A 19555-nucleotide genomic window follows, 5' to 3' on the forward strand; every position below is an offset into this window, starting at 1 on the left:
TTTTCAGACCTTCCTAGTATGTTGGATACCATTTGAGATTTTGGACAGCTTTTGCCATATCGGTTTCTTGCGCTTGGGCTAACCCTTGTTCTTTGGCTTTATTGGCAACTGCTTCAGCCACTTTGATAGAAACGTCCGCAACGTATTCAAATGGTGGAAGAACTGGTGCACCGGGTTGGCTCAAGTCAACCAAACCACTTAATGAGTGAGCAGCGGCACCAATCATTTCATCGGTCAAGAGAGAGGCTTCTGAAGCCAACATACCTAACCCTAGACCAGGATAGATCAAGGCGTTGTTTGCTTGACCGATTTGGTAGTCGACCCCTTTGTATTGGATCGTTCCTGAAGGGACACCGGTTGCCACAAAGGCTTTTCCATCAGACCATTCGATTACTTGTTCAGCCGTTGCTTCTAATTTTTTGGTTGGATTCGAGATAGGGAAAATCACTGGACGAGCAGTGTTTTCACACATCGCTTCCACAACTTCTTTGGTAAAGGCACCGGCATTGGTTGAAGTACCGACCAAAATCGTTGGTTTTGCGACTTTAATGACATTGATCAATTGCGTCATATCGCCAGCATTGGCAAAGTCAGCCCGTTTTTTGGCAAATGGTTTTTGTGCAGGAGTCAAATCGGACATATCATCGAACAAAAGCCCTTGTTTGTCAACCATAAAGAAATGATTGTAGGCTTCTTCTTCTGAAAGACCTTCGCTGACCATTTCGGCATGGACACGGCTGGCAATCCCGGCACCAGCGGAACCACCGCCATAACATAAGTAGACTTGATCCGTTAATTTTTCACCTGTAATATCTAATGCGCCGAAGATACCGCCCAGTACAACGATTCCCGTTCCTTGGATATCATCATTGAAAGTTGGAATCGATTGTTTGTATTTGTCCAAAATCGTTGCAGCATTTGAACGGCCAAAGTCTTCCCAATGCAAGTAAAGTTTAGGGAACAATGATTCTGCCGTTTGAACAAATTGATCGATGAATTGGTAATAGGCATCACCGTAGACACGTTCTTGCCGATTGCCTAGATACAAATGATCCTCTAACAATTCTTTACGGTTGGTCCCAGCATCGATCACGATTGGTAAAACAGAAGCAGGGTCGATCCCAGCAGCTGCTGTATAAATCATCAATTTACCGACAGAAATATCGACACCTTGGACACCCCAGTCACCAATCCCAAGAATCCCTTCAGCGTCAGTGGCTACGATCAAGCGAATGTCCCGATCGCCAGCGGCATTTTTCAACGTTTCTTCGATGTTTTCTGGATGATTGATATCTAAGTATGCTGCATATTGAGGATCAACGAATAGGCGGCTGTAATTTTCAATGGTGTCAGCAATCGTTGGATCGTAGACGATCGGATTGAATTCAACGATATGTTGGTTGAACAAATAGTAGAACAATGTCCGATTGGTATTAAAGATCTCCATTAAAAAGTGACGTTTTTCAATGTCGGATTCTTTGGTGACATATTGTAAATAGGCTTGTTCTGCTTGTTCTTCGATCGTTTGTACGTGAGGGGGCAATAAACCGATCAACCCTAGTTCTTTTCGTTCTTCTTGCGTAAACGCGGTTCCTTTGTTTAAAAATGGGTTATTTAAAATGTCATGTGCTTTCATTATGTTCCTCCAATAGGTGTATTTTGAGTACTCGTTCATTTCCATTAGCTACTTTAATCCTCGGACAGAATTATAGTCAACTATCGGTGGTATAATAAAAATTATTTATAACAAAACCGATGCGAGCTTGAATCGGCTAAGGGAGAAATCAGACGATGAACATACGAGATTTAGAATACTTTAACGCTTTGGCAGAGATGCTTTCTTTTACGCAAGTGGCGCATAAATTTGCTGTCAGTCAACCAACCGTCAGCTACGCTATCAAACGCTTGGAAGAGCATTATGGCTGTGATTTGATCGCTCGAGAAGCCTCTCATCGCTCCATCTCATTGACGACAGAGGGGGAAATTTTGAAGGCTCATGCGCAATATATCTTAGATGAATTTGTGACCTTGGACCGAGCCATCGACCATGCTAAAAACAATCGGACCCACATCGGTTTGCCGCCAATCATTCGTTCCAAAGTCTTTTCAAAACTCTTAGATGAAAAAGAGATCATCCGCTTTATTTCGAAATTTCACTTGGTATCTGGGGGATCCAATGAATTGCTTTCAAAACTATTATCAGGAAAAATCGATTTCAGCTTGTTGGGCAGTGTCAATCCCCTCGTCCACCCGAATCTGCAGGTGAAGTTGCTGCACCAGCAAGAGTTTTTTATCTTTGTGTCAAAAGAAAATCCATTGGCAGAAAAAAAGGAAATCTCATTCGAAGAAGCTGCTGAATATCCCTTTATCCTATTGGAAAAAGGCTATACCCATATGCGCGCCTTTCAGAATTTAAGTGAGAAATCAAAGAAGAAGCCAGAAGTCCCCTTTTATTTTTCAGACGTCCAGACGATTGGCCAACTGGTCAGTTCCAATATAGGCATTACCCTGATGACGGAATTTCCCGTGTTTCAAGAAATGGAAGGCTTAGTGAAAATACCACTGGTCCCTGAAGATAAGGAGATCTTTTATATTCAATATGCCTACTTAAAGAGTGCGATGTTGAATCAAGAGGTCCAGAAGTTGATTAGGATCTTGGATGAGCTGTCTTGGGAGGATGAAGGGTGAGGAATGGGGGTTTCTTGAGGTAAGGTCAGAGAAAAATGGTGTCGGTATGTGTTCTTGAGCTGCTGAAATAAAAGGGATCTTTCAACGTGGAAAAAACAAATGGATGGTTCCTTTAAACGATGAAACGAGAAAAAAATTCCTTTACTTAGACCGTTCTTATCGCATGAAAAAACGCTGGAAGCCTTGATAAATATCGGTTTTTAGCGTGGGTTTTTGGTATAATAGTAGGACAGTAAAGTTTGTGACGGTGGCTATCTTTTGAAAGGTGGTGGTGCTTATGAAAGTAAGTGTTCACTCTTTAGAAAGGAGAAGCCTTTTGTCTGTAGCTGAAGCATTAGGGCTAATGATTAGTTTCGGTTCTTTAATCGCAACGATTATCTTTGGCATCCTAACTGCAGCAAAAAACGACAAAAAAAAGTAACCAGTCACTAAACTTTGGCGAGTTGACTGATTACTAAAATAATATAAAACTTGCCACCGTCTTAAACGGTGCTGTAGGGGAGTTGTTCACGCAACTCCTCTTTACACAGTAATTATAGCAAGATTTCGGTGAGATATCAATCATTGACGCTACAGACGTGCTATTGCACGTCTATTTTTTTGCCCTCCTAAGTGGTGGGGAGCAGCTGGAAGGTGGAGGGCAAAAAAGATCGCTTTTCTTTCTTAAAAATTTCTAAGTACTACCATTGTTCCATAATTTAATAACACATTTTCTCGGTATTATTAATCTATCGGGTACTTAAAATATCTTTCATGTGCATGAAGAAACTGAATGAACAATGGAAAATACCAATAACGCCCTACAATCGGCGCTTATACTGGCTGCCTAGCTGGACAAAATGTGATTGCGGTGAGTTAGTAAAACAAGTTTATGTGAAAAAAGGGGATTTTTTCTATCCTGATGGGCTTTTTAAGTAACGCTGCGACGGTTGAGAATCTGCAATTTACGCAAAGAAAAGAAGAGTTAGGTATTTTTAAGAAGAACGAAGCAAAGGCAATCCTTGATGCCATACATGCACTATAAGATGAAGAGGATGTGATCCGCAAAACTTTTACAGATAGCGGTCATGTTGACTGGGTATCTGGAACGTATTTTGATTTTGAGATTGCAAAATTAACGTTTGAATAATTACTGAAGGAATGGTCAAAACCAATTAGAGGAGGAACAACAATGGATGATTTATTTCTAAATAAGGAACACTTTTCTGGGCGCCATTTTTGGAGTTAGTAAAGAGTCTTATATAGGATTGAATAGTTTGATTAAGTCGGATAATCACTTAGTAAATATTCTAATAACCAAGGTCAATCCTTTTGAAATTATCAGTATAATCATACTCGCATATCTGTTTACAAAAAAATAGAAGGAAGTAAAAAAGATTTTACACTTATTATTTCTATATGGTATATCCTGGATTTGCTTATTCTTTACTTTTTTTCTAACTAAGAGGGGTTACTTTTCTGATGTTCCAAGATTACAAGAAAGAAATGCAAAATTAATGTGTTATTTTTTTTAACTTACTTTATTATTGTTATTATTAGTTTGATGTTCATAAACTTAGATCGGCCAGAAGTAGTAATGGGCGAAAATGATTTTTACTTTTTCACAAAAGTTTTTTTCAATAATTTCATTTTTTTTTATATTATGTAGCGGATGTGTTCTAAATAAGTATGTTACCTATGTTGTAATAATATCTAATGCTTATCTTCTAGGCATTAATACGCCGCTAATTATTATGTTACAAATGGGTGCAGTATCCGTTCTACTTCATGGAGGGATCGAGTTTTTTGGTTTTTTCTTGGGTGCACTTATTGGTTTGAAAAGTATTGAATATCATGTGGCAAACGTCAAAAATACAAAATTAATTTTATTATTAGGAATTATCGCTATTTTTCTAGGTGCATTGGTAGAAGCATATATCACCGCTATTTTTAATGATTTAAATAAGGAGAATTACTATGCAGGAAATTTTGAAAGTAACAGATGTTAATTTTGAGAGGAGCGACTTTAGTCTCAACAACATAAGTTTTAAACTCTACAGTGGGGATATTGTTGGTTTGATAGGTGAAAATGGTGCAGGGAAAACAACTTTATTTAACGTAATATTTAAAAATTTAGAGCCGTCCAATGGAGAAATATCTTTTTGGGGCGATCAGCACACAAAAACAGACAAATCAGAAATGGCCATTATTCTAGACAAAAATCATTTCAACGCATCATTTACAGCTATTGATATAAACTCTATTTTTAGCAAAGTTTTTAACAACTGGAACAAGGAGCTATTTTTTTCATACATAAAGGAATTCGACTTACCAAAAGATAAAAAAATTAACGATTATTCACATGGTATGAAAGTGAAATTAAATTTTGCCTATGCTTTTTTTCGAAAGCCCAAATTGTTGTTGCTGGATGAGGCAACTAATGGATTGGATCCCGTATTTAGAGATACATTACTATCTTATATATCAGATTTTTCAAAGGAAACTGGATGTGCTGTGTTTATTCCTTAAGGAATAAGATTAAAATAATGTATGTTATCTCATTTTTGATCATATACTTTACTGCTGTTTTGATATTTAAAGAAACTGGGCTTATAATAGCTAATATTATTAGTATATTTTTTTCTGTATCGATTGTACTACCATTATTCACAGATGATCATAAAGACGATTGGTACTATTTTTCTACTACTTTGCCTATTAGACATACGGATATAGTCCTATCAAGATATACTGTTATGGGAGTTGTTCTAGCAACTATTTCACTATTCAATTTGATTGTAGATTCTATATTTTTACTTTTTTACAACCAATACTCAATTTTGGTATACTTAAGTGTTATAGGATTATCAATAGCTATTAGTGTAATATACACTTCCCTTTTAATACCAGCGGTTTATTTAGCTGGAATAAACGGAAGCTCAATCGTTTTTCTGATACTGATTGTTATATTCATGTTAGTTCAAAACTTATTGAAAACTTCTATGATAAATGAAATATTTAAATTATCAAATTACATTCTCTTTTTCTGCTTGTTCTTAGTTTGTTTATTGTTTTTGCTTATATGGATATACCTATCTTTTAGAATTACAAAAAAGATGGTTAACCAATGTCCAAATACAGATTAAAGGAGCTTTAACATGTACGATGTAAAGTCAAAAAAATTTTATTGTAACAGATGTAAGAAAGAAATAAGTACTTATGAAACATGTTGGACTAAATGGCAATTTCCTCCCAAAATCAATAGCGCTCAAGAAAAATCCCTCAAGGCTTTAGAGAATCAAAATGCATCTATCTTATGTTTAAAGTGCGCCAACAATATTTTCTCTGAACCGTTTTAAAAAGTTGATGTATTTATACTTCCCGTTATTAGTTACCAAATAAGATGTATTTCAGGATAAAAAAGGTGTCAGAAACTTAATAGTTTTTGATCCTTTTTTGATCCCTCGTTTAAGGGGGCACTGGAACATCCGTACAGAAAATAGCGGTAGTTTTTGGGAATGATTAATTAGAATCATTTTGACAATGACTTTTTGAAACTATAAAACATTGTTATAATAAGATTTTATAACTTATTTTACTGATTGCCAAAAACTAATGTTCCAGTGGCCCTTATAGAGACAAATTTATAACAAGAAAAGTCTATTCTGAAAAACACTATATAATAAATATATACACGTTATAGTGTTTTATCACGAAGGGATGATTCATATGGTTTTTGAGCGGAAATGTTACGGTGACCAAGGGAAAGTACCTGTTACACCGTATAATCAACGATGGTATTGGCCACCTGATTGGATAGAATGCGATTGTGGTGATCTAGAAAAAATTACGGTAAGGAAAGGAAATTCTTTTTACTCAAATGGACATTATCTATGCAAAACTTGTGACCGAGAGTATCGAAAAATTGATGGTACTAATCGATTTGTTTTAGTGAGAGATAAGGTAAATTAAAAAATTTATTAATCCATGTATTCTTAGAGCATTGCTAATAGTGCAGTGTTTTTTTTATGAAGATGATGCAACTACTTTATAAAATTTACCTAATAATGTATTTCCCTTCTATATCAGTAATCGTTTACAGTATTGTTTTATTACATCTTCAAACTGTTATCTAGACTAAGACATGTTTTTTTTATATAATCAAGATAATTAATTACTTGAGGGGTTTAATAATGAAAAAGAACTATCAAAAATTATTTTTGTCAGTGTAATAATGGTCTCAACTTTGTTGATAATCAGATTCCAAAAAAAGAAGTTAGCTACCTTCCAGTTCATTATTTTACAGAAGTTATTACAGATAATAAACAAGAACTAATTGATAGATCGAATATAAACAAAGTCTCAATTGCTGATAAACAATTAATTGTAGAACTGAAAAATGAATTGAACAACTATGATGAAGTATCATATTTACTCGATGGAAATGATGATGAACTAACGTTGTCACTTTATATTAATCAAAATAATAATAGAAGTAATAATTCTCAGAGTCACAGTAAATCAACCTTAGTTTTTCCATTAACTAACAACATTGAATCTGGTATCAATATAGTGAATATATAAGCTAATAATTAATAAGAGAGCTGAATCGATTCGAAAAGAGTAACAAGGATGATTTTGAATTTTAAATTATTAGATTAGGTGAGTGAGGAATATAATATAATGATTATTTATATAGTATGTTATTGGGTGTTACTCATTGCTTGTGGTGTACTAATTAGACAAAATGAAAAAGGAAATAAACAAATTTACCAAAAAATTGCAAATGAGTTTGGCTCAATGTCTTTAAAAGAGGCTGAAGGATTGTTAAAAAAACAAACCAATTATTTTTTTAAAGAAAATCCTAAAACTGGTTTTTTCTTGCGTCACCTAGCGTATTTTTTTCAACTCATATTCATACTCCTATATTTTTTTACGCCATTCTTATCAATGGTGTACTGGTTAAGTGTCCTTTTTATTTTTTTTCAGTTAACTCTTATAGCGGATATTATAGCTATTTTATATGTAAAAAAAGTATATTCGAAGAACGAAATTGAATTGTTTTGGAAAGAATATTTAGACAATCATCCTACAAACTTATTGAAAGTAGCGTTAGATAATGGATATTACACACCTAAGTCAAATGTCCTATTAATTAATCGTTCTATATTGTTACTTGTTTTTTCAGCTACTGTAGCGTTAATCCAATTCTTCTATCACAACTTTGGTGTATGAGAAAATGACTTAGGTTTTTTTAGGGTGTTTATAATGCTGGTGTATGTATAGAATCATATAGTATACATTGAAGCGAAAAAGCACTTTGGTTTCTTCTAATAAGAATGATAGATAGAAAATCTTCTATTAACAAATTTTCTTGAGAAATGAGGGAGGGCAATAACCGGGAAGTTTTTGCTCCTCCTTTAATTATTTACAGATGCTTATAATTTCTGGTTTGACATTGTTTAGAAGATATTAGAATGCACAGCAACTATTGTTGTAAGGAAGGATTCGGTAGTATGTTTCAGGCAAATCGCCAGAAATAGCCATGAAATCCCCTCTATTCTACTCTCTTTTTCAAGAATTCCTGTTAAATGATAGGTTTTATGTCAAAATGAAGGGTAGAAATGGATGAGGAGTGGTTGGAATGAAAGAAACGATATTAGCAATGAAGCTGAAAGAATATAGAGAAAAAAACAAGCTGACGCAAAGTATGCTAGCAGAATTATTAGAAGTAAGTGACAAGACGATCTCAAAATGGGAATTAGGTGCTACGTACCCTAGCAAAAAAAATATGATCAAAATAGCCGAAGAATTGGATATCTCATTAGAAACATTACTTTTGGAAGAAACTAAGAAAGACAATGAGGATTTAAAAGTAAGTATCAAGTATGGGGTGATCAGTTTTTGCTTGATCTTTTTTGTCACGATGATCATAACTTCGTTCAATCAAGACTTCAGCACGATTATGAATCTTTCTATTCAAGAAAAATTTGGTGTATTGTTAACCACCGCTTTAAAACTATTGAGTATCTCTGTGCCGCCAGCGATTATCATTGGCTCCGTGTTTTATTTTTATATCTTCCCTAAAAATAAAAAAGAGAACGAACTATTTCCTCGATTTCGACGGAAATGGTAGATTAGATTATAGGAATCAAGTCATGGACAGAAAAACAGCATTTTAGATAAAAAAGAGTACTTCAGTCTGGCTGGTGTGAAAAGCGCATAAATTTTACAAGAAGGAGAGAGCAGGATGGGACTATTTGGTAAAAAGAAAGAAGTCAGAAATTTAACGAAGGAAGAAGAAGCAGAAATCAAAGAAGAAATGGCACGACAAATGCTTTCAAAAAACGAAAATGATATTGGCATGGTCAAGAAAATCAAAGATCTGACAAACATGAGCACAGGACAAGCGAAAGAGCTATTCCTGAAATTCAGGGATGAGTTAACCGAGAGATAGCGGATAGGGAATCAGCCAACAACAGTCTTTCAAATGGGAGCCAGATTCGCTTCATTGACAGCTTATGCGGTTGAAAAGGATGTTGTAATCTGGTCAGTTAGTTTTATAAAACTCGGTTACGCCGTAGCAATTCTATTACAATCAAGATTTTTATCTTCTACTGGAGGGCATAACGATGTCGAAAGAGTTAAAAAAGGTTTACAGTATTACGGTTATTCAGGTAGTGATTTACGTGATCGCATTCGCCATGGCTTTTCTTAATCGTGGGGTCTCACCGAACTGGCCCTTCTACTTGGTCCTAGTAGGAATATTAGTAGGATTTTTTCTCCCCAAAAAATATCGCTCACAATTTTCTTCGACTGCTCCGGGTATTTTTTTTTAAGAACCGTACGAGACGTACAGAAAATATAATCGAACTGACCGTCACTTGTTTCGTCATTTTTCTGGTTATTTATTTAAATCTTGTCTAGAGGGGGTGTGACCATGAATACTATCAAAAAGAAGCGACGGTTAGGATTGGTGGGTCTTTATTTACTTTTAGCTATACTGTCCTCACTTATACGACAAGTGAAGTACTATGGCATAACGGCGGTACTTATGATCATTCTCACTTTCCTCGTACTGGTCATTTTATGGGCGTCTTTGCTTCGTCACAACGTTATTCGTGTCACTTGGACAAGTATGACTTATGAACCAAATCTTCATAAAAGTGAACGGGTGTTTTTGTTTAGCCTCGTTACTTTAGTAGCGCCGGTTCTTAGATTTCATGACCTGACTGTCTATGACCTAATCGTTTCTGTTGTAGCTATATTGGTAGGGATAGTTGGTTTTGTAATAAATGAGCATCGATTAAATCGGAAAAAACAGAAAGGATAAAGAGAATTTTTGTGGTGGGTTAAAAAGATAAATTTACTGACTCCTTTCTCATTGCTTAAAGAATTATAATCAACTATTTATAGTTCAAAATATATGTTAAGAAAATAAAAATCAAGCATAGAGAAGAATTTCTCTGTCCTAATTCCTAGTATGATACATTGCTAACAGTATCATATTTTCTTTTATAGAGTGGAAAGGCTTACCCCGTCTTGATTAAATCAAGGATACCTCTTCATTAGGCAATTATAGTAAATATATAGTAGAGCTAGCGTGCCTGATAAAACAAATCATCTCATTCCTCTCTAAAATCCAGCTTTAAACAATTCTGTCAGTATACCAGTTGGTTCTTATGGACTGTTAATTAGTAATGATGATACAACGACAAACTGACTGTTTTCGTCGTTTTAAATAATTCTTTAAAATGAAAGCGTAAAAATAATTTAAACTTCTTTTTTGAGTGGTCGGCATATATAATAAGAACATACAGTAAGAAAGTGTATGCTGAAAAGAGGACTCTTATGAAAAAATTTGCAATTGGCTGTTTTGGGATCAGCCTTTTTATGACGATCGTTGGCCTTTTTTTACAGACGATTTTGATCCCTATTCAAGATTTTGACACAATCAGCAAAGAAGAACTTAAGAATATCCAACTTGATCTTGCTATTAATTATCCATTAGGAACTGGTATGCTCTATATCGGGCTTCCTTTGTTAGTATGCTCGAGTGGTTATTTGGTTTTTTGTTATTTTAGAGATAGGAAGAACTGAAGCTTATCTTGAAAAAAATGCTTAAGAGGAACGCAATATAATATGATGTATGTTTGTATTTAAATGAAAAGGTAATTATTGTTTGTTTGGATCTGTAATGTTTGAGGAAATACTAACTAATTAAGGAAGTGCTTTATGAAAATAAATGATGTTTTGCATAGACGCCAGTATACGATTAATTTATCTTCTAATACTCCACCGCTTGATTTAGCTTCTTTAAGTAATATGGGGGTCTGGAGTAATCCAAAAGAGAAACATTATATATTGATTTTGACACACAATGACGATCCCATTAACGATTCTTCTATGTTTGAGAAAATTTTTAAGGAGCGTACTGGATTACAGTCAAAAGATTTTATATATGAAGCAAAACATGGACCGATGACCCTACAACGTGCTGTTGATTCGACTTGGTTTTGAAAATATAGAGTTTTTTGAATAGATGCAATAGCACAATGCATGAAATCATGGTATTGAGATTATTTTGAAGGAATTGAAAATAATGAATTTTTTTAGGGAAGCAGGTCTGAATAGCTATGAACAATCACGAAAAGAATCGAAAACAACATTCAATTAGCAATCTATCTAGTAATTCCTTTAACGTAATGAATACAAAATCTGATCCTTCACAAACTGGATCACCAATACCTTTTCAAAATGGCGACTTTTCATCAGTTGATCGAAACATTCATTCTTCAAAAACAGTCGCTGAAATGCTTTGTTTCTATTTAGCAGGTAGTATTATTGCGGCAATTGGGTGTTATTTGTATATTAAGCTGCCCTTATTTGCTAATTTACTGGAGAATACGATTTTATCTTTTGCTATTACTTTTGGGATTATCATCCTAAGCTTTGTTTTGTCTCATTTTATAACGAAAGTACTTACTGCTCATATCAGAAATAAATGACCAATATGAAATGAATTGTGAGGATAAATAGATGTATTCAAATTACCAGAAGCTGCCGCACTATTTAAAAAAGTGGTATGCATTATTTTATATTTTACCATTGATGCTTCTCTTATTTGTTAATGCCCTGACAGCTTGGTTATCTTTTCCCATAAACATAGGAATTCTATTGATTCTTTATGGAGTAAGTTGTTTGATTGCTACCAAGGCGTCTCAAGGTAAAAAAGAATGGTTTGTTCTAGATGGCATCACTTTTGGGATTGCCTTGATCACTCTTTCTATCATTTAATTGAAATAAAGAGGTAGCCTTTGATGCAGAGATAATAGTGGAGAACCGATTATTGCGCATGTCGTCTCTTCTTTCGTTGTGATGGCAGCAGCCATCTTGATCTAAAAATTACTGTGCAGTGGCTGTCTATAAGCGTAAAGGAATTGAGGATGGCTTGGTTGTTCGCCTAGAAGCTCTAAAATTAGGTTGATTGAAGCCGATTTGAGAGTTCAGATAAGCGTTACGGGCTTGCTATTTTTTGCAGTCGTTATATACTGATGTCTATACTTCATGGTTTCGTATGTCGTCATCATTTCGGTAGTATTGCTGATATGAAAGACCGCAGCAAAAGTGAGCGAATAGGAGGAAGTAGTGATGCAGCAAACAGAAGAAACTGAATTATTTGTAGAATGCCCAGTGGCTAGCGTCCAGAAGGTCGTACGCGGCAAGTGGTCCATGGTCATCTTGTCCTTTTTACGGCACAAAACGCTTCGTTTCGGTGCGCTTAGTCGTAAAAAGCCCATGGTGACCCAAGCAAATTTGACAAAGGAATTGCGCATGCTTGAAAGCTATGGCCTCATTCATCGTGAAGACTATCCGCAAGTGCCGCCAAAAGTTGAATACTCACTGACCGAAATGGGACATAAATTCATGCCAGTTTTGGATGCCTTAGAAACATTTGCTTCTACCTATGAGTCAGAAAACGAAAAAGTAGTCAATCCTTGAAGCGTTCAAGGATTTTTTTTTGTACCTGAAATCCGTATGATTACACAAATCTATTGAAAACGATAGTACCTATCAAAAAATATGGTACTTTTTATTATTGAGGTAATAGGTCATAATGAAATCATCTTAAGAAAGAAGGGTTTTTTATGAAAAAAATGATACTGAATCAATATGGCTCTGTAGATGTGATGCAAATTGTTGAAACTGCTATCCCTGAGCCAGCTGCTAAACAAATTGTGATCAAAACCGCAGCGATCGGCGTGAATGATCCTGATATTGTTATTCGTGCGAATGGACCATTTCCAACGATGCCAAAAGAATTGAAACCTGTGCTTCCACACTCTTTGGGACAAGACTTTTCTGGTATCGTAACAGCTGTCGGAGATGATGTGACCCGCTTTTCAGTAGGTGATCATGTGGTTGGGATGGCGTTTATGAGTACATATTCTGAATACATTTTGTTAGACGAGTCAGCAGTTGTTGCTGCTGTACCGAAGGAGCTGGACTTGGTGCCGTTAGGTGGATTTTTCCTTGGCGTAGCCACAGCTTATGGAGCAACCATTCGTGATGGTCAAGCAAAAGATGGACAAAAAGTACTGATTCATGGCGGTGCTGGCGGTGTCGGGTCTAAAGCTGTTCAGCTGGCAAAACATGCCGGAGCGTATGTCATAGCAACAGGCAGCGCTGAACAAGCTGACTATATGAAGGCACTAGGTGCGGATGAAACGATCGATTATCAGACAGAAGATTTCACAAAATTGGTTTCTGATGTCGATTTAGTGGTCAACTTGACTGGTCCTAAAACATTGGAGAACAGTTATCAAGTAATCAAAAAAGGTGGACGCGTCACTTCTGTTAATGCGCCAATCAACCAAGAAGAAACGGAGCGTAGAGGAATTACTGGTATGTATTCTATGGGGTTCATGACTGTTGAAGAGCTGGAAAAAGTCATTGATCTTTATGCGCAAGGAAAACTTGATGTCCTTGTAGACAAGACATATCCCTTTGAATTAGAAGCAATCAAGCAAGCTCACCTTGATTTCCAAGCAGGCGGAAATACTGGCAAAAAGATCATTGTCTTTGATAAATAGGGAGTAGTAAATAGAAATCGTACAATAGAGATTTTAAGAGCGAGCGTAACAGAACGCTGTCCGTTGTTTAGCTACAAGCCCAGTGCTCCAGAGAAATGAGTTTAATCGATGGATTCTTCAGTTACTTGATCAAGGCAGAATCTCCAAAGAGTTTTGTGAGAATTACAATGAAAAGAGACAAGATACGACTCAGTAAGGACCAATACAAGTCCGCTTCCTTTCGAAACGGAAGCGGACTTGTATTGGTTTCCTTCAATAAAAACCCTATTAGTTTTCAGTATCTAACATCCGCACCATAAACCATTCCACTTGTTGCGGTGCATCGTGGTCAAAGAATGCGGACTCTTTTTTATCTAAAGCGGCTATTTTTTCAATGTCTTTCTGGGAAAGCTCAAAGTCAAAAATAGCAATGTTTTCAGCCATCCGTTCTGGACGAACTGTTTTTGCTAAAGCGACGATCCCTCTTTGCATCAACCAGCGAAGGACAACTTGGCCAACCGTTTTGCCATATTGCTTGCCAATTTCTGCTAATGTCGGATTGGTAAATAGGTCATGACGTCCTTCTGCAAAAGGTGCCCAAGCTTCCACTTGGACGTCATATTTTTCATGCCATTCCTGATCTTCCACTCGTTGATTCCAAGGGTTCACTTCGATTTGATTGATTTGAGGTTTCACCTCATTCAAGCCGACAAACTCGATCATCTTAGCTGATTTGAAATTTGAAACGCCAATTGCACGTAATTTCCCTGTTTTTTGAGCAGCAACCATTGAGCGCCAAGCACCATAAATATCTCCATATGGTTGGTGAATAAGGTAGAGATCAAGATAAGTTAATCCCATTGTTTCAAGCGAATGTTCAATCGTTTCTTTCGCTTTATCTTCGGAAGCTTGGAGAATAAATAATTTAGAGGTAACAAAAAGTTCTTCTCGAGTGACTAGACCTTCAGTGATGGCGCGCTTGATTCCCTCGCCTGTTTCTGTTTCATTTCCATAAATAGAAGCAGTGTCGATCAGTCGATACCCAGCTTTGATTGCTTGGTAAACAGCTTCTGCTGTTTCTTCCAAAGGAATTTGATAAACGCCAAATCCTAGTTGCGGCATGGTGACACCATTATTGAGTGTGATTGTTTGCATAATGTTTCCTCCTCTAATTTTCATTGCATGTTCTATCCTAAACCTTGGAGTTAAGTCCATAGCAAGTGAAAGATGTTACTTTTTTCGTTCCCATAATTTTTCCACTTTATCAGGGGTCATATTTCCTGCTTTAAATTTTGCGATATGCTCATCATACGTTTCTATCTTATAAATAAGTAGGTCTCTTACTTCCTGCATTGCTGCTAACTTTTTCTCTAATTCTTCGAGTTGATCGGCTAAAATCTGTTTCTGAGCTTTTTCGACATTTTGACTTTCACGTACTTGTGCCAATTGAGCAAATTCAATTAGCGATTCGATCGACAATCCTGCATTTCGTAAATGTTTTGCTAAATAGATCCAGTTTAGATCATTTGTTGTGTACACCCGATAGCCACTCTCATTGCGTTGGACAGGTGGAATCACACCGACTCGTTCATAATAGCGCAATGTGTCTACGCTCAAATCAAACATTTCCGCTGCTTTTTTTATATTCATCGTTGGTTCTCCTTATCTTTTCTATAAGTAATCATAAACCCTGAAGTGGACTCTAGGGCAAGTGGTTTAAAATCGTTTATTGAAAAGAATATATTTTGTTCGTTATGGCGACTATTCGGGAAGAAAAAGCTACAAGCATTTTTATTTCAACAGAATGATTTGAGAAATCATCAGTATTGAAAGCTCCTTTCTTAGTGTGTTTCAAAGCAAGTCATACTCTCTTAGAATTGATTGTTTCGTTATCTATTTGAGCGAGGCAGTTTTTATCCATAGATTTTAAATAAATCCATCTCATGTTATGATGATGTTGAAAATTCTTAACTTGGATCAATGAAACAGCGATTCTTGTTATGAAAAACGAAAATAAGCTGATGAGAGTGTGACTATCCATGAATATAAAAGAAGTAAGTAGTATGAATCAAAAGTTAGAGCAACAATTAATTGAAGTATGGGAGAGTTCTGTTAAGGCGACGCACACCTTTTTGTCAGAGACCGAAATCCAAGCCATTAAGCAATACATTCCAGAGGCATTGCATCATGTGCCACATTTGATTATCGTAGAAAGTGAAAATGGAGAGCCAGCTGGCTTCATGGGGATCTCGGATCGAAATCTTGAAATGCTTTTTATAGCAAATGAACAAAGAGGCAAGGGACTAGGAAGAAAACTCTTGGCATACGGGATGGAAAACTATTCTGTAAATGAACTGGGAGTAAATGAACAGAATCCTCAGGCGAAAGGATTTTATGAGCATATGGGATTTGAGGTATACAAAAGAAGCGAGTTAGACGAACAAGGAAACCCTTATCCAATTCTTTATATGAAGAAAGTTGATAACAAGTAGCTGTTAAAAATTATTTGCGTTTGCGGGAAATATGTAAGAAGGAGTCGAGACATATATAGCTAGTCACGACCCCTTCTTTGATTGCTATTATCCTTATTAATAAGTAAAGTAAGGATCAAATGATTTTCTCTTAACTAGCTTTCTCTTCTTTTTTTATCTCTTCTTTTTTCTGATTTGAAAATGGTGTATCAGTCTCTTCAGGTAAGATGATTGGTGGATGATGGGAATGCTGATTACTTCCACACATGGTGATGATTTGTTCTTTTGAAGCTTCAGAGATTACTTTCATTGTATACCTCTCCTTTCTTTTATATTTCCAGATGACATAAGGTAGGCCTATATCATCTAAATTCATGATTTATTTAACTGAATTAGCTCATCAAATGAACCTAGAAATTCCTGATTTGTTGAGTGAGTAACGACAATGATTATTTTATCTGTAAGTGAGCAGATTAAGTCACTGATAATCATCTCGTTTATACTGTCTAGACCAGATGTTGGTTCGTCAAAAAGAATAACATCGGAATCTTTAAAGATTGCCCGAGCAATCTCAAGCCGTCTAAGCTCGCCGCCAGAAAGAAAGTTTATCCATGTATTATCTTGCGTATCGGTTAAATCATTGTTATCAAAGCGATCATCTAATCCACTTCGTTTTAAAACATCAACGATTTTTTCAAGTTCGTATTCACTAAAAATAGAAACGTTGTAAGCAATACTCGTCTGGAAGATAGCAGTTTTTTGTTGGACAAGTGCAACTTTCTCATAAAGGGAGTCTCTAGATAGCTGATTCATCTCTTGCTGGTCAACCAATACTTGATGATCGTCGATAGGGTAAATTCCCGCTAAAATATTCAATAGTGTCGACTTCCCGCTACCGCTTGCGCCAGTGATAGCATATTTTTTTCCACGCTCAAATGTTTGAGTAAAACCATTAAAAATCAAACGATTTCCATGATGGAAATGCAGATTTTCAATCGATAAAGTAGTTATTGGTTCTGCAAGTTCAAGTGAGCGATTGGGCTCATCATCATCGGTACCATCAATGAAAGCTATAAGATCGTCCGCGACCTTCTTGCTCGCTAAAATATCTGTAACTGAAGTACTGAAATACTCTAACGGACCGGCAATCGTACTCATTAGTGTAGTCATCGCAATAAGATCGGGAATGGTGATTATTTTGGCAGCAACAAAGAAACCACCAACGATCCATGTCCCTGAATAGGCAAGATCCCCAAGTCCAAAAGAAATTGCATAAGTCAGTCCTTGTAAGGTTTCAAAAGTGATACTTTCCTTTTTTAATCGTTCACTACTGTTAGTAAAAATTTTCGTATATGTTGGAAAACCTTTGCCGACACGTAAGGTCAGGTATCCTGAGAGAAGTTGGTCAAATAAACTAAGTGTACGATCTTGCTCCAGAACAACGGACTTGCGACGATCACTAAGGATTCGCTTAGCGAAATAAGGGGCTAGCAAAGGACTAAAAGCTAAGAGCAGCATAATCAATGAAAAAGAAGTGTTTAATTTTAGTGTGAATAAAAGAGAGAATAGAAAGGTAAAAATGCTTAAAATCAGTCCAAATCCGGGCTTTAAAAATTCTAATTCAACGACTTTCATTTCATTTGCCAACTTTGAGAGATACTCGTTTTTCTCATTTTTAAGAAATAGTACCGGATTCATTCGAACGATTTTCTGCGAGAGACTCTCTCTCAGTTGATTCATTATTGATTGAACTAAGACGGATTTACTTCTTCTTGGAATAAAATCGCTCATCGTGTTCAATAAGATGTAAAAGAAGGCGAATATACCAATAAATAAAAGTCTTTTTACATCTCCTGACATAGCAACCTCGGTGATTTGTCTATACACCAAAGCAACCCCAACTTGAATGAGCGCTGCCATTGCGCATAAAATCACATGCAAAAAGAAAAGTGGTTGGTTTCTTTTTAATATTTTTTTCATTCTCTCCCTCCTATGTAAAAACTATATCACAAATTAAAAAAAAATTGAAATATTATTTTGTGAAATGTATAATTATTGAAAAAGGGGGTTAGGTGATGCGTTTTTCACGGTATGTCGATATCATTGAGAACGGTAACGAGACTATTCTTTGCAATACATTAACGCAAGAAATAGTTACTATTGATTCAAAAAAAATGAAAAGTAAAACGGAGATTTCGAGCGAAATAAGTGAAGGTGAACGAAAATATTTATTTGAAAATGGATTTATACACGGTGATTTGGAAAGTTATAAACAGAAAACAATCAATTTAAAGAGAGACTTAGTTACTATCACTATAAATATCACAGAAGATTGCAACTTTTCGTGTACTTATTGTTACCAGAATGATTTCCTTTCTAAAAATGTTATTACTGATCAGACGATAAATAATATAATGCAATACATTTTAGACATTGCTCAGCTAGGCGTTCGGAGACTATATATCTATTTTTTCGGGGGCGAGCCACTTCTTTATAAAAAAAGAATTCTCGCAATTAAAAGTAAGATTGATCAAATTGCGTCAGAGAAATCACTCTCAATTTCTTATGGTTTAGGAACAAACGCCTATCTACTCACTCCAGATTTTATAAATCATTTTGATTCTTTAATTGTCGATACTACACTAACATCTAGAAAAGATCATGATAGAAATAGATCTCTTAAGAGTGGAAGCGGAACGTATGATAAGATTTTTGAAAATCTAGCGGTAGCATCTAAGAGCGGACGTGTTAAAATCCATATTGGTTATAATACATCTGATAAAAATACAGAAGAGTTTCAGTCTTTTCTCGTTACGATCCGCCAAAGTGATATCAAAGCCCATATCAATTGCTATTACATTAATAACTATGAGTTTAATGAAAATTATTTCAATGCATTATCCTATGAAAAATATCTAAAGTGGGTATCTTCAACTGCAATTGATCACCTAATTGAAAACGGTTTCCTAGTGAATGTCTCTCCATTTTCTTCGTATCGCTTTGAGTGCGATGCGTATAATCCTTGGTCTGTAAAGTTTTTCTCTGATGGATCTATAGGGTTATGTAATGCAACAAATTTTTATGAACGTAGAATAATAAAAAGTTTTACAGAATCATCTTCTTTTGCAGAAGATGTTCAATATAGCCTTTATGACCAAAAGAGTGTTCTTCCGAAAAGCAACAATCAGTGTAATTCATGTGAATTAATTGCAGTGTGTCGAGGAAAGGTACAGTGTGATACTTCATGTAACCCCAACTATTCAATTGATAGAGAAACATTCATACGTTCTTTTGTAAAGCATACAAATCTAGGTAACAGAAAATTTTTTACCCAATTTAATTAGG

The 19555-nt window shown here is 35.6% G+C and carries 23 protein-coding genes; 18 read left to right on the forward strand and 5 right to left on the reverse strand.

What is annotated here, in order from left to right; genetic code table 11:
• Positions 1 to 13 precede the first annotated feature (13 nt).
• Positions 14 to 1675: a malolactic enzyme gene (locus ECA1_RS04875; RefSeq protein ID WP_276527804.1), complete on the reverse strand. Its 1662-nt coding sequence runs from the start codon at positions 1673 to 1675 to the stop codon at positions 14 to 16.
• 116 nt (positions 1676 to 1791) lie between these two features.
• On the opposite strand from ECA1_RS04875, the gene ECA1_RS04880 reads away from it, so the two are divergent.
• From ECA1_RS04880 to ECA1_RS04955, 16 genes are all read left to right on the forward strand, one after another.
• Positions 1792 to 2688 (forward strand): LysR family transcriptional regulator, encoded by an 897-nt coding sequence (locus ECA1_RS04880; protein WP_005230517.1) that lies wholly within the window; start codon positions 1792 to 1794, stop codon positions 2686 to 2688.
• A 277-nt stretch (positions 2689 to 2965) separates the two neighbouring features.
• Positions 2966 to 3109, forward strand: coding sequence for a putative holin-like toxin (locus ECA1_RS16970; protein WP_015510573.1), 144 nt, complete (start codon positions 2966 to 2968; stop codon positions 3107 to 3109).
• Between the two features lie 1165 nt (positions 3110 to 4274).
• Complete coding sequence (locus ECA1_RS04890; protein ID WP_005230519.1) at positions 4275 to 4676, forward strand: hypothetical protein; 402 nt, start codon at positions 4275 to 4277, stop codon at positions 4674 to 4676.
• Positions 4645 to 5196, forward strand: coding sequence for an ATP-binding cassette domain-containing protein (locus ECA1_RS04895; RefSeq protein WP_005230521.1), 552 nt, complete (start codon positions 4645 to 4647; stop codon positions 5194 to 5196). Before ECA1_RS04890 ends, ECA1_RS04895 begins: the two co-directional genes overlap by 32 nt.
• 17 nt (positions 5197 to 5213) lie before the next feature.
• On the forward strand, positions 5214 to 5813 hold the full coding sequence (locus ECA1_RS04900) for an ABC-2 transporter permease (RefSeq protein WP_231435919.1): 600 nt from the start codon (positions 5214 to 5216) through the stop codon (positions 5811 to 5813).
• 1537 nt (positions 5814 to 7350) lie between these two features.
• The gene (locus ECA1_RS04910) at positions 7351 to 7902 is read left to right on the forward strand and encodes a hypothetical protein (RefSeq protein WP_005231945.1); all 552 of its coding nucleotides are present in this window, start codon (positions 7351 to 7353) and stop codon (positions 7900 to 7902) included.
• Positions 7903 to 8311: 409 nt separating this feature from the next.
• Positions 8312 to 8803 (forward strand): helix-turn-helix domain-containing protein, encoded by a 492-nt coding sequence (locus tag ECA1_RS04915; protein WP_060791877.1) that lies wholly within the window; start codon positions 8312 to 8314, stop codon positions 8801 to 8803.
• 114 nt (positions 8804 to 8917) lie between these two features.
• Complete coding sequence (locus ECA1_RS04920) at positions 8918 to 9124, forward strand: hypothetical protein (RefSeq protein ID WP_005230526.1); 207 nt, start codon at positions 8918 to 8920, stop codon at positions 9122 to 9124.
• A 54-nt stretch (positions 9125 to 9178) separates the two neighbouring features.
• Positions 9179 to 9385 (forward strand): hypothetical protein, encoded by a 207-nt coding sequence (locus tag ECA1_RS17555; RefSeq protein WP_228077414.1) that lies wholly within the window; start codon positions 9179 to 9181, stop codon positions 9383 to 9385.
• A 222-nt stretch (positions 9386 to 9607) separates the two neighbouring features.
• On the forward strand, positions 9608 to 10000 hold the full coding sequence (locus tag ECA1_RS04930; protein ID WP_034869483.1) for a hypothetical protein: 393 nt from the start codon (positions 9608 to 9610) through the stop codon (positions 9998 to 10000).
• Between the two features lie 518 nt (positions 10001 to 10518).
• Positions 10519 to 10767 carry a hypothetical protein gene (locus tag ECA1_RS04935; RefSeq protein ID WP_005230532.1) on the forward strand — a complete coding sequence of 83 codons (249 nt, stop codon included), beginning with the start codon at positions 10519 to 10521 and terminating at the stop codon, positions 10765 to 10767.
• A gap of 135 nt (positions 10768 to 10902) precedes the next feature.
• Positions 10903 to 11187: a hypothetical protein gene (locus ECA1_RS04940; RefSeq protein WP_005230534.1), complete on the forward strand. Its 285-nt coding sequence runs from the start codon at positions 10903 to 10905 to the stop codon at positions 11185 to 11187.
• Positions 11188 to 11303: 116 nt separating this feature from the next.
• Positions 11304 to 11675 (forward strand): hypothetical protein, encoded by a 372-nt coding sequence (locus ECA1_RS16985; RefSeq protein WP_005230536.1) that lies wholly within the window; start codon positions 11304 to 11306, stop codon positions 11673 to 11675.
• Between the two features lie 31 nt (positions 11676 to 11706).
• A complete protein-coding gene (locus tag ECA1_RS04945; protein ID WP_005230538.1) occupies positions 11707 to 11964 on the forward strand; it encodes a hypothetical protein in 258 nt (85 codons plus the stop codon).
• Positions 11965 to 12318: 354 nt separating this feature from the next.
• The gene (locus ECA1_RS04950) at positions 12319 to 12669 is read left to right on the forward strand and encodes a winged helix-turn-helix transcriptional regulator (protein ID WP_060791878.1); all 351 of its coding nucleotides are present in this window, start codon (positions 12319 to 12321) and stop codon (positions 12667 to 12669) included.
• A 146-nt stretch (positions 12670 to 12815) separates the two neighbouring features.
• Positions 12816 to 13760: an NADP-dependent oxidoreductase gene (locus ECA1_RS04955; RefSeq protein WP_005230541.1), complete on the forward strand. Its 945-nt coding sequence runs from the start codon at positions 12816 to 12818 to the stop codon at positions 13758 to 13760.
• A gap of 267 nt (positions 13761 to 14027) precedes the next feature.
• On the opposite strand, the gene ECA1_RS04960 is transcribed toward ECA1_RS04955, so the two are convergent.
• Both ECA1_RS04960 and ECA1_RS04965 read right to left on the reverse strand, forming a co-directional pair.
• Positions 14028 to 14894, reverse strand: coding sequence for an aldo/keto reductase (locus ECA1_RS04960; RefSeq protein ID WP_060791879.1), 867 nt, complete (start codon positions 14892 to 14894; stop codon positions 14028 to 14030).
• Between the two features lie 75 nt (positions 14895 to 14969).
• Positions 14970 to 15389 (reverse strand): MerR family transcriptional regulator, encoded by a 420-nt coding sequence (locus ECA1_RS04965; RefSeq protein WP_005230545.1) that lies wholly within the window; start codon positions 15387 to 15389, stop codon positions 14970 to 14972.
• A 389-nt stretch (positions 15390 to 15778) separates the two neighbouring features.
• Between ECA1_RS04965 and ECA1_RS04970 the strand changes: the two genes are divergently transcribed.
• The gene (locus tag ECA1_RS04970) at positions 15779 to 16231 is read left to right on the forward strand and encodes a GNAT family N-acetyltransferase (protein WP_005230546.1); all 453 of its coding nucleotides are present in this window, start codon (positions 15779 to 15781) and stop codon (positions 16229 to 16231) included.
• 130 nt (positions 16232 to 16361) lie between these two features.
• On the opposite strand, the gene ECA1_RS04975 is transcribed toward ECA1_RS04970, so the two are convergent.
• Together ECA1_RS04975 and ECA1_RS04980 are read right to left on the reverse strand one after the other, a co-directional pair.
• Positions 16362 to 16520, reverse strand: coding sequence for a hypothetical protein (locus ECA1_RS04975; RefSeq protein WP_008380281.1), 159 nt, complete (start codon positions 16518 to 16520; stop codon positions 16362 to 16364).
• Between the two features lie 62 nt (positions 16521 to 16582).
• A complete protein-coding gene (locus tag ECA1_RS04980) occupies positions 16583 to 18190 on the reverse strand; it encodes an ATP-binding cassette domain-containing protein (RefSeq protein ID WP_005230550.1) in 1608 nt (535 codons plus the stop codon).
• 95 nt (positions 18191 to 18285) lie between these two features.
• On the opposite strand from ECA1_RS04980, the gene ECA1_RS04985 reads away from it, so the two are divergent.
• Complete coding sequence (locus tag ECA1_RS04985; protein WP_005230552.1) at positions 18286 to 19554, forward strand: radical SAM protein; 1269 nt, start codon at positions 18286 to 18288, stop codon at positions 19552 to 19554.
• Position 19555 lies beyond the last annotated feature (1 nt).

The sequence above is a fragment of the Enterococcus casseliflavus NBRC 100478 genome (genome assembly GCF_001544095.1).
Classification (GTDB): domain Bacteria; phylum Bacillota; class Bacilli; order Lactobacillales; family Enterococcaceae; genus Enterococcus_D; species Enterococcus_D casseliflavus.

What these genes read in the sequence shown, in the direction of transcription:
- ECA1_RS04875 (WP_276527804.1), bottom strand. Translation starts at nt 1,675, where the DNA reads ATGAACGAGTACTCAAAATACACCTATTGGAGGAACATAATGAAAGCA.
- ECA1_RS04880 (WP_005230517.1), top strand. Translation starts at nt 1,792, where the DNA reads ATGAACATACGAGATTTAGAATACTTTAACGCTTTGGCAGAGATGCTT.
- ECA1_RS16970 (WP_015510573.1), top strand. Translation starts at nt 2,966, where the DNA reads ATGAAAGTAAGTGTTCACTCTTTAGAAAGGAGAAGCCTTTTGTCTGTA.
- ECA1_RS04890 (WP_005230519.1), top strand. Translation starts at nt 4,275, where the DNA reads ATGATTTTTACTTTTTCACAAAAGTTTTTTTCAATAATTTCATTTTTT.
- ECA1_RS04895 (WP_005230521.1), top strand. Translation starts at nt 4,645, where the DNA reads ATGCAGGAAATTTTGAAAGTAACAGATGTTAATTTTGAGAGGAGCGAC.
- ECA1_RS04900 (WP_231435919.1), top strand. Translation starts at nt 5,214, where the DNA reads ATGTATGTTATCTCATTTTTGATCATATACTTTACTGCTGTTTTGATA.
- ECA1_RS04910 (WP_005231945.1), top strand. Translation starts at nt 7,351, where the DNA reads ATGATTATTTATATAGTATGTTATTGGGTGTTACTCATTGCTTGTGGT.
- ECA1_RS04915 (WP_060791877.1), top strand. Translation starts at nt 8,312, where the DNA reads ATGAAAGAAACGATATTAGCAATGAAGCTGAAAGAATATAGAGAAAAA.
- ECA1_RS04920 (WP_005230526.1), top strand. Translation starts at nt 8,918, where the DNA reads ATGGGACTATTTGGTAAAAAGAAAGAAGTCAGAAATTTAACGAAGGAA.
- ECA1_RS04930 (WP_034869483.1), top strand. Translation starts at nt 9,608, where the DNA reads ATGAATACTATCAAAAAGAAGCGACGGTTAGGATTGGTGGGTCTTTAT.
- ECA1_RS04935 (WP_005230532.1), top strand. Translation starts at nt 10,519, where the DNA reads ATGAAAAAATTTGCAATTGGCTGTTTTGGGATCAGCCTTTTTATGACG.
- ECA1_RS04940 (WP_005230534.1), top strand. Translation starts at nt 10,903, where the DNA reads ATGAAAATAAATGATGTTTTGCATAGACGCCAGTATACGATTAATTTA.
- ECA1_RS16985 (WP_005230536.1), top strand. Translation starts at nt 11,304, where the DNA reads ATGAACAATCACGAAAAGAATCGAAAACAACATTCAATTAGCAATCTA.
- ECA1_RS04945 (WP_005230538.1), top strand. Translation starts at nt 11,707, where the DNA reads ATGTATTCAAATTACCAGAAGCTGCCGCACTATTTAAAAAAGTGGTAT.
- ECA1_RS04950 (WP_060791878.1), top strand. Translation starts at nt 12,319, where the DNA reads ATGCAGCAAACAGAAGAAACTGAATTATTTGTAGAATGCCCAGTGGCT.
- ECA1_RS04955 (WP_005230541.1), top strand. Translation starts at nt 12,816, where the DNA reads ATGAAAAAAATGATACTGAATCAATATGGCTCTGTAGATGTGATGCAA.
- ECA1_RS04960 (WP_060791879.1), bottom strand. Translation starts at nt 14,894, where the DNA reads ATGCAAACAATCACACTCAATAATGGTGTCACCATGCCGCAACTAGGA.
- ECA1_RS04965 (WP_005230545.1), bottom strand. Translation starts at nt 15,389, where the DNA reads ATGAATATAAAAAAAGCAGCGGAAATGTTTGATTTGAGCGTAGACACA.
- ECA1_RS04970 (WP_005230546.1), top strand. Translation starts at nt 15,779, where the DNA reads ATGAATATAAAAGAAGTAAGTAGTATGAATCAAAAGTTAGAGCAACAA.
- ECA1_RS04975 (WP_008380281.1), bottom strand. Translation starts at nt 16,520, where the DNA reads ATGAAAGTAATCTCTGAAGCTTCAAAAGAACAAATCATCACCATGTGT.
- ECA1_RS04980 (WP_005230550.1), bottom strand. Translation starts at nt 18,190, where the DNA reads ATGAAAAAAATATTAAAAAGAAACCAACCACTTTTCTTTTTGCATGTG.
- ECA1_RS04985 (WP_005230552.1), top strand. Translation starts at nt 18,286, where the DNA reads ATGCGTTTTTCACGGTATGTCGATATCATTGAGAACGGTAACGAGACT.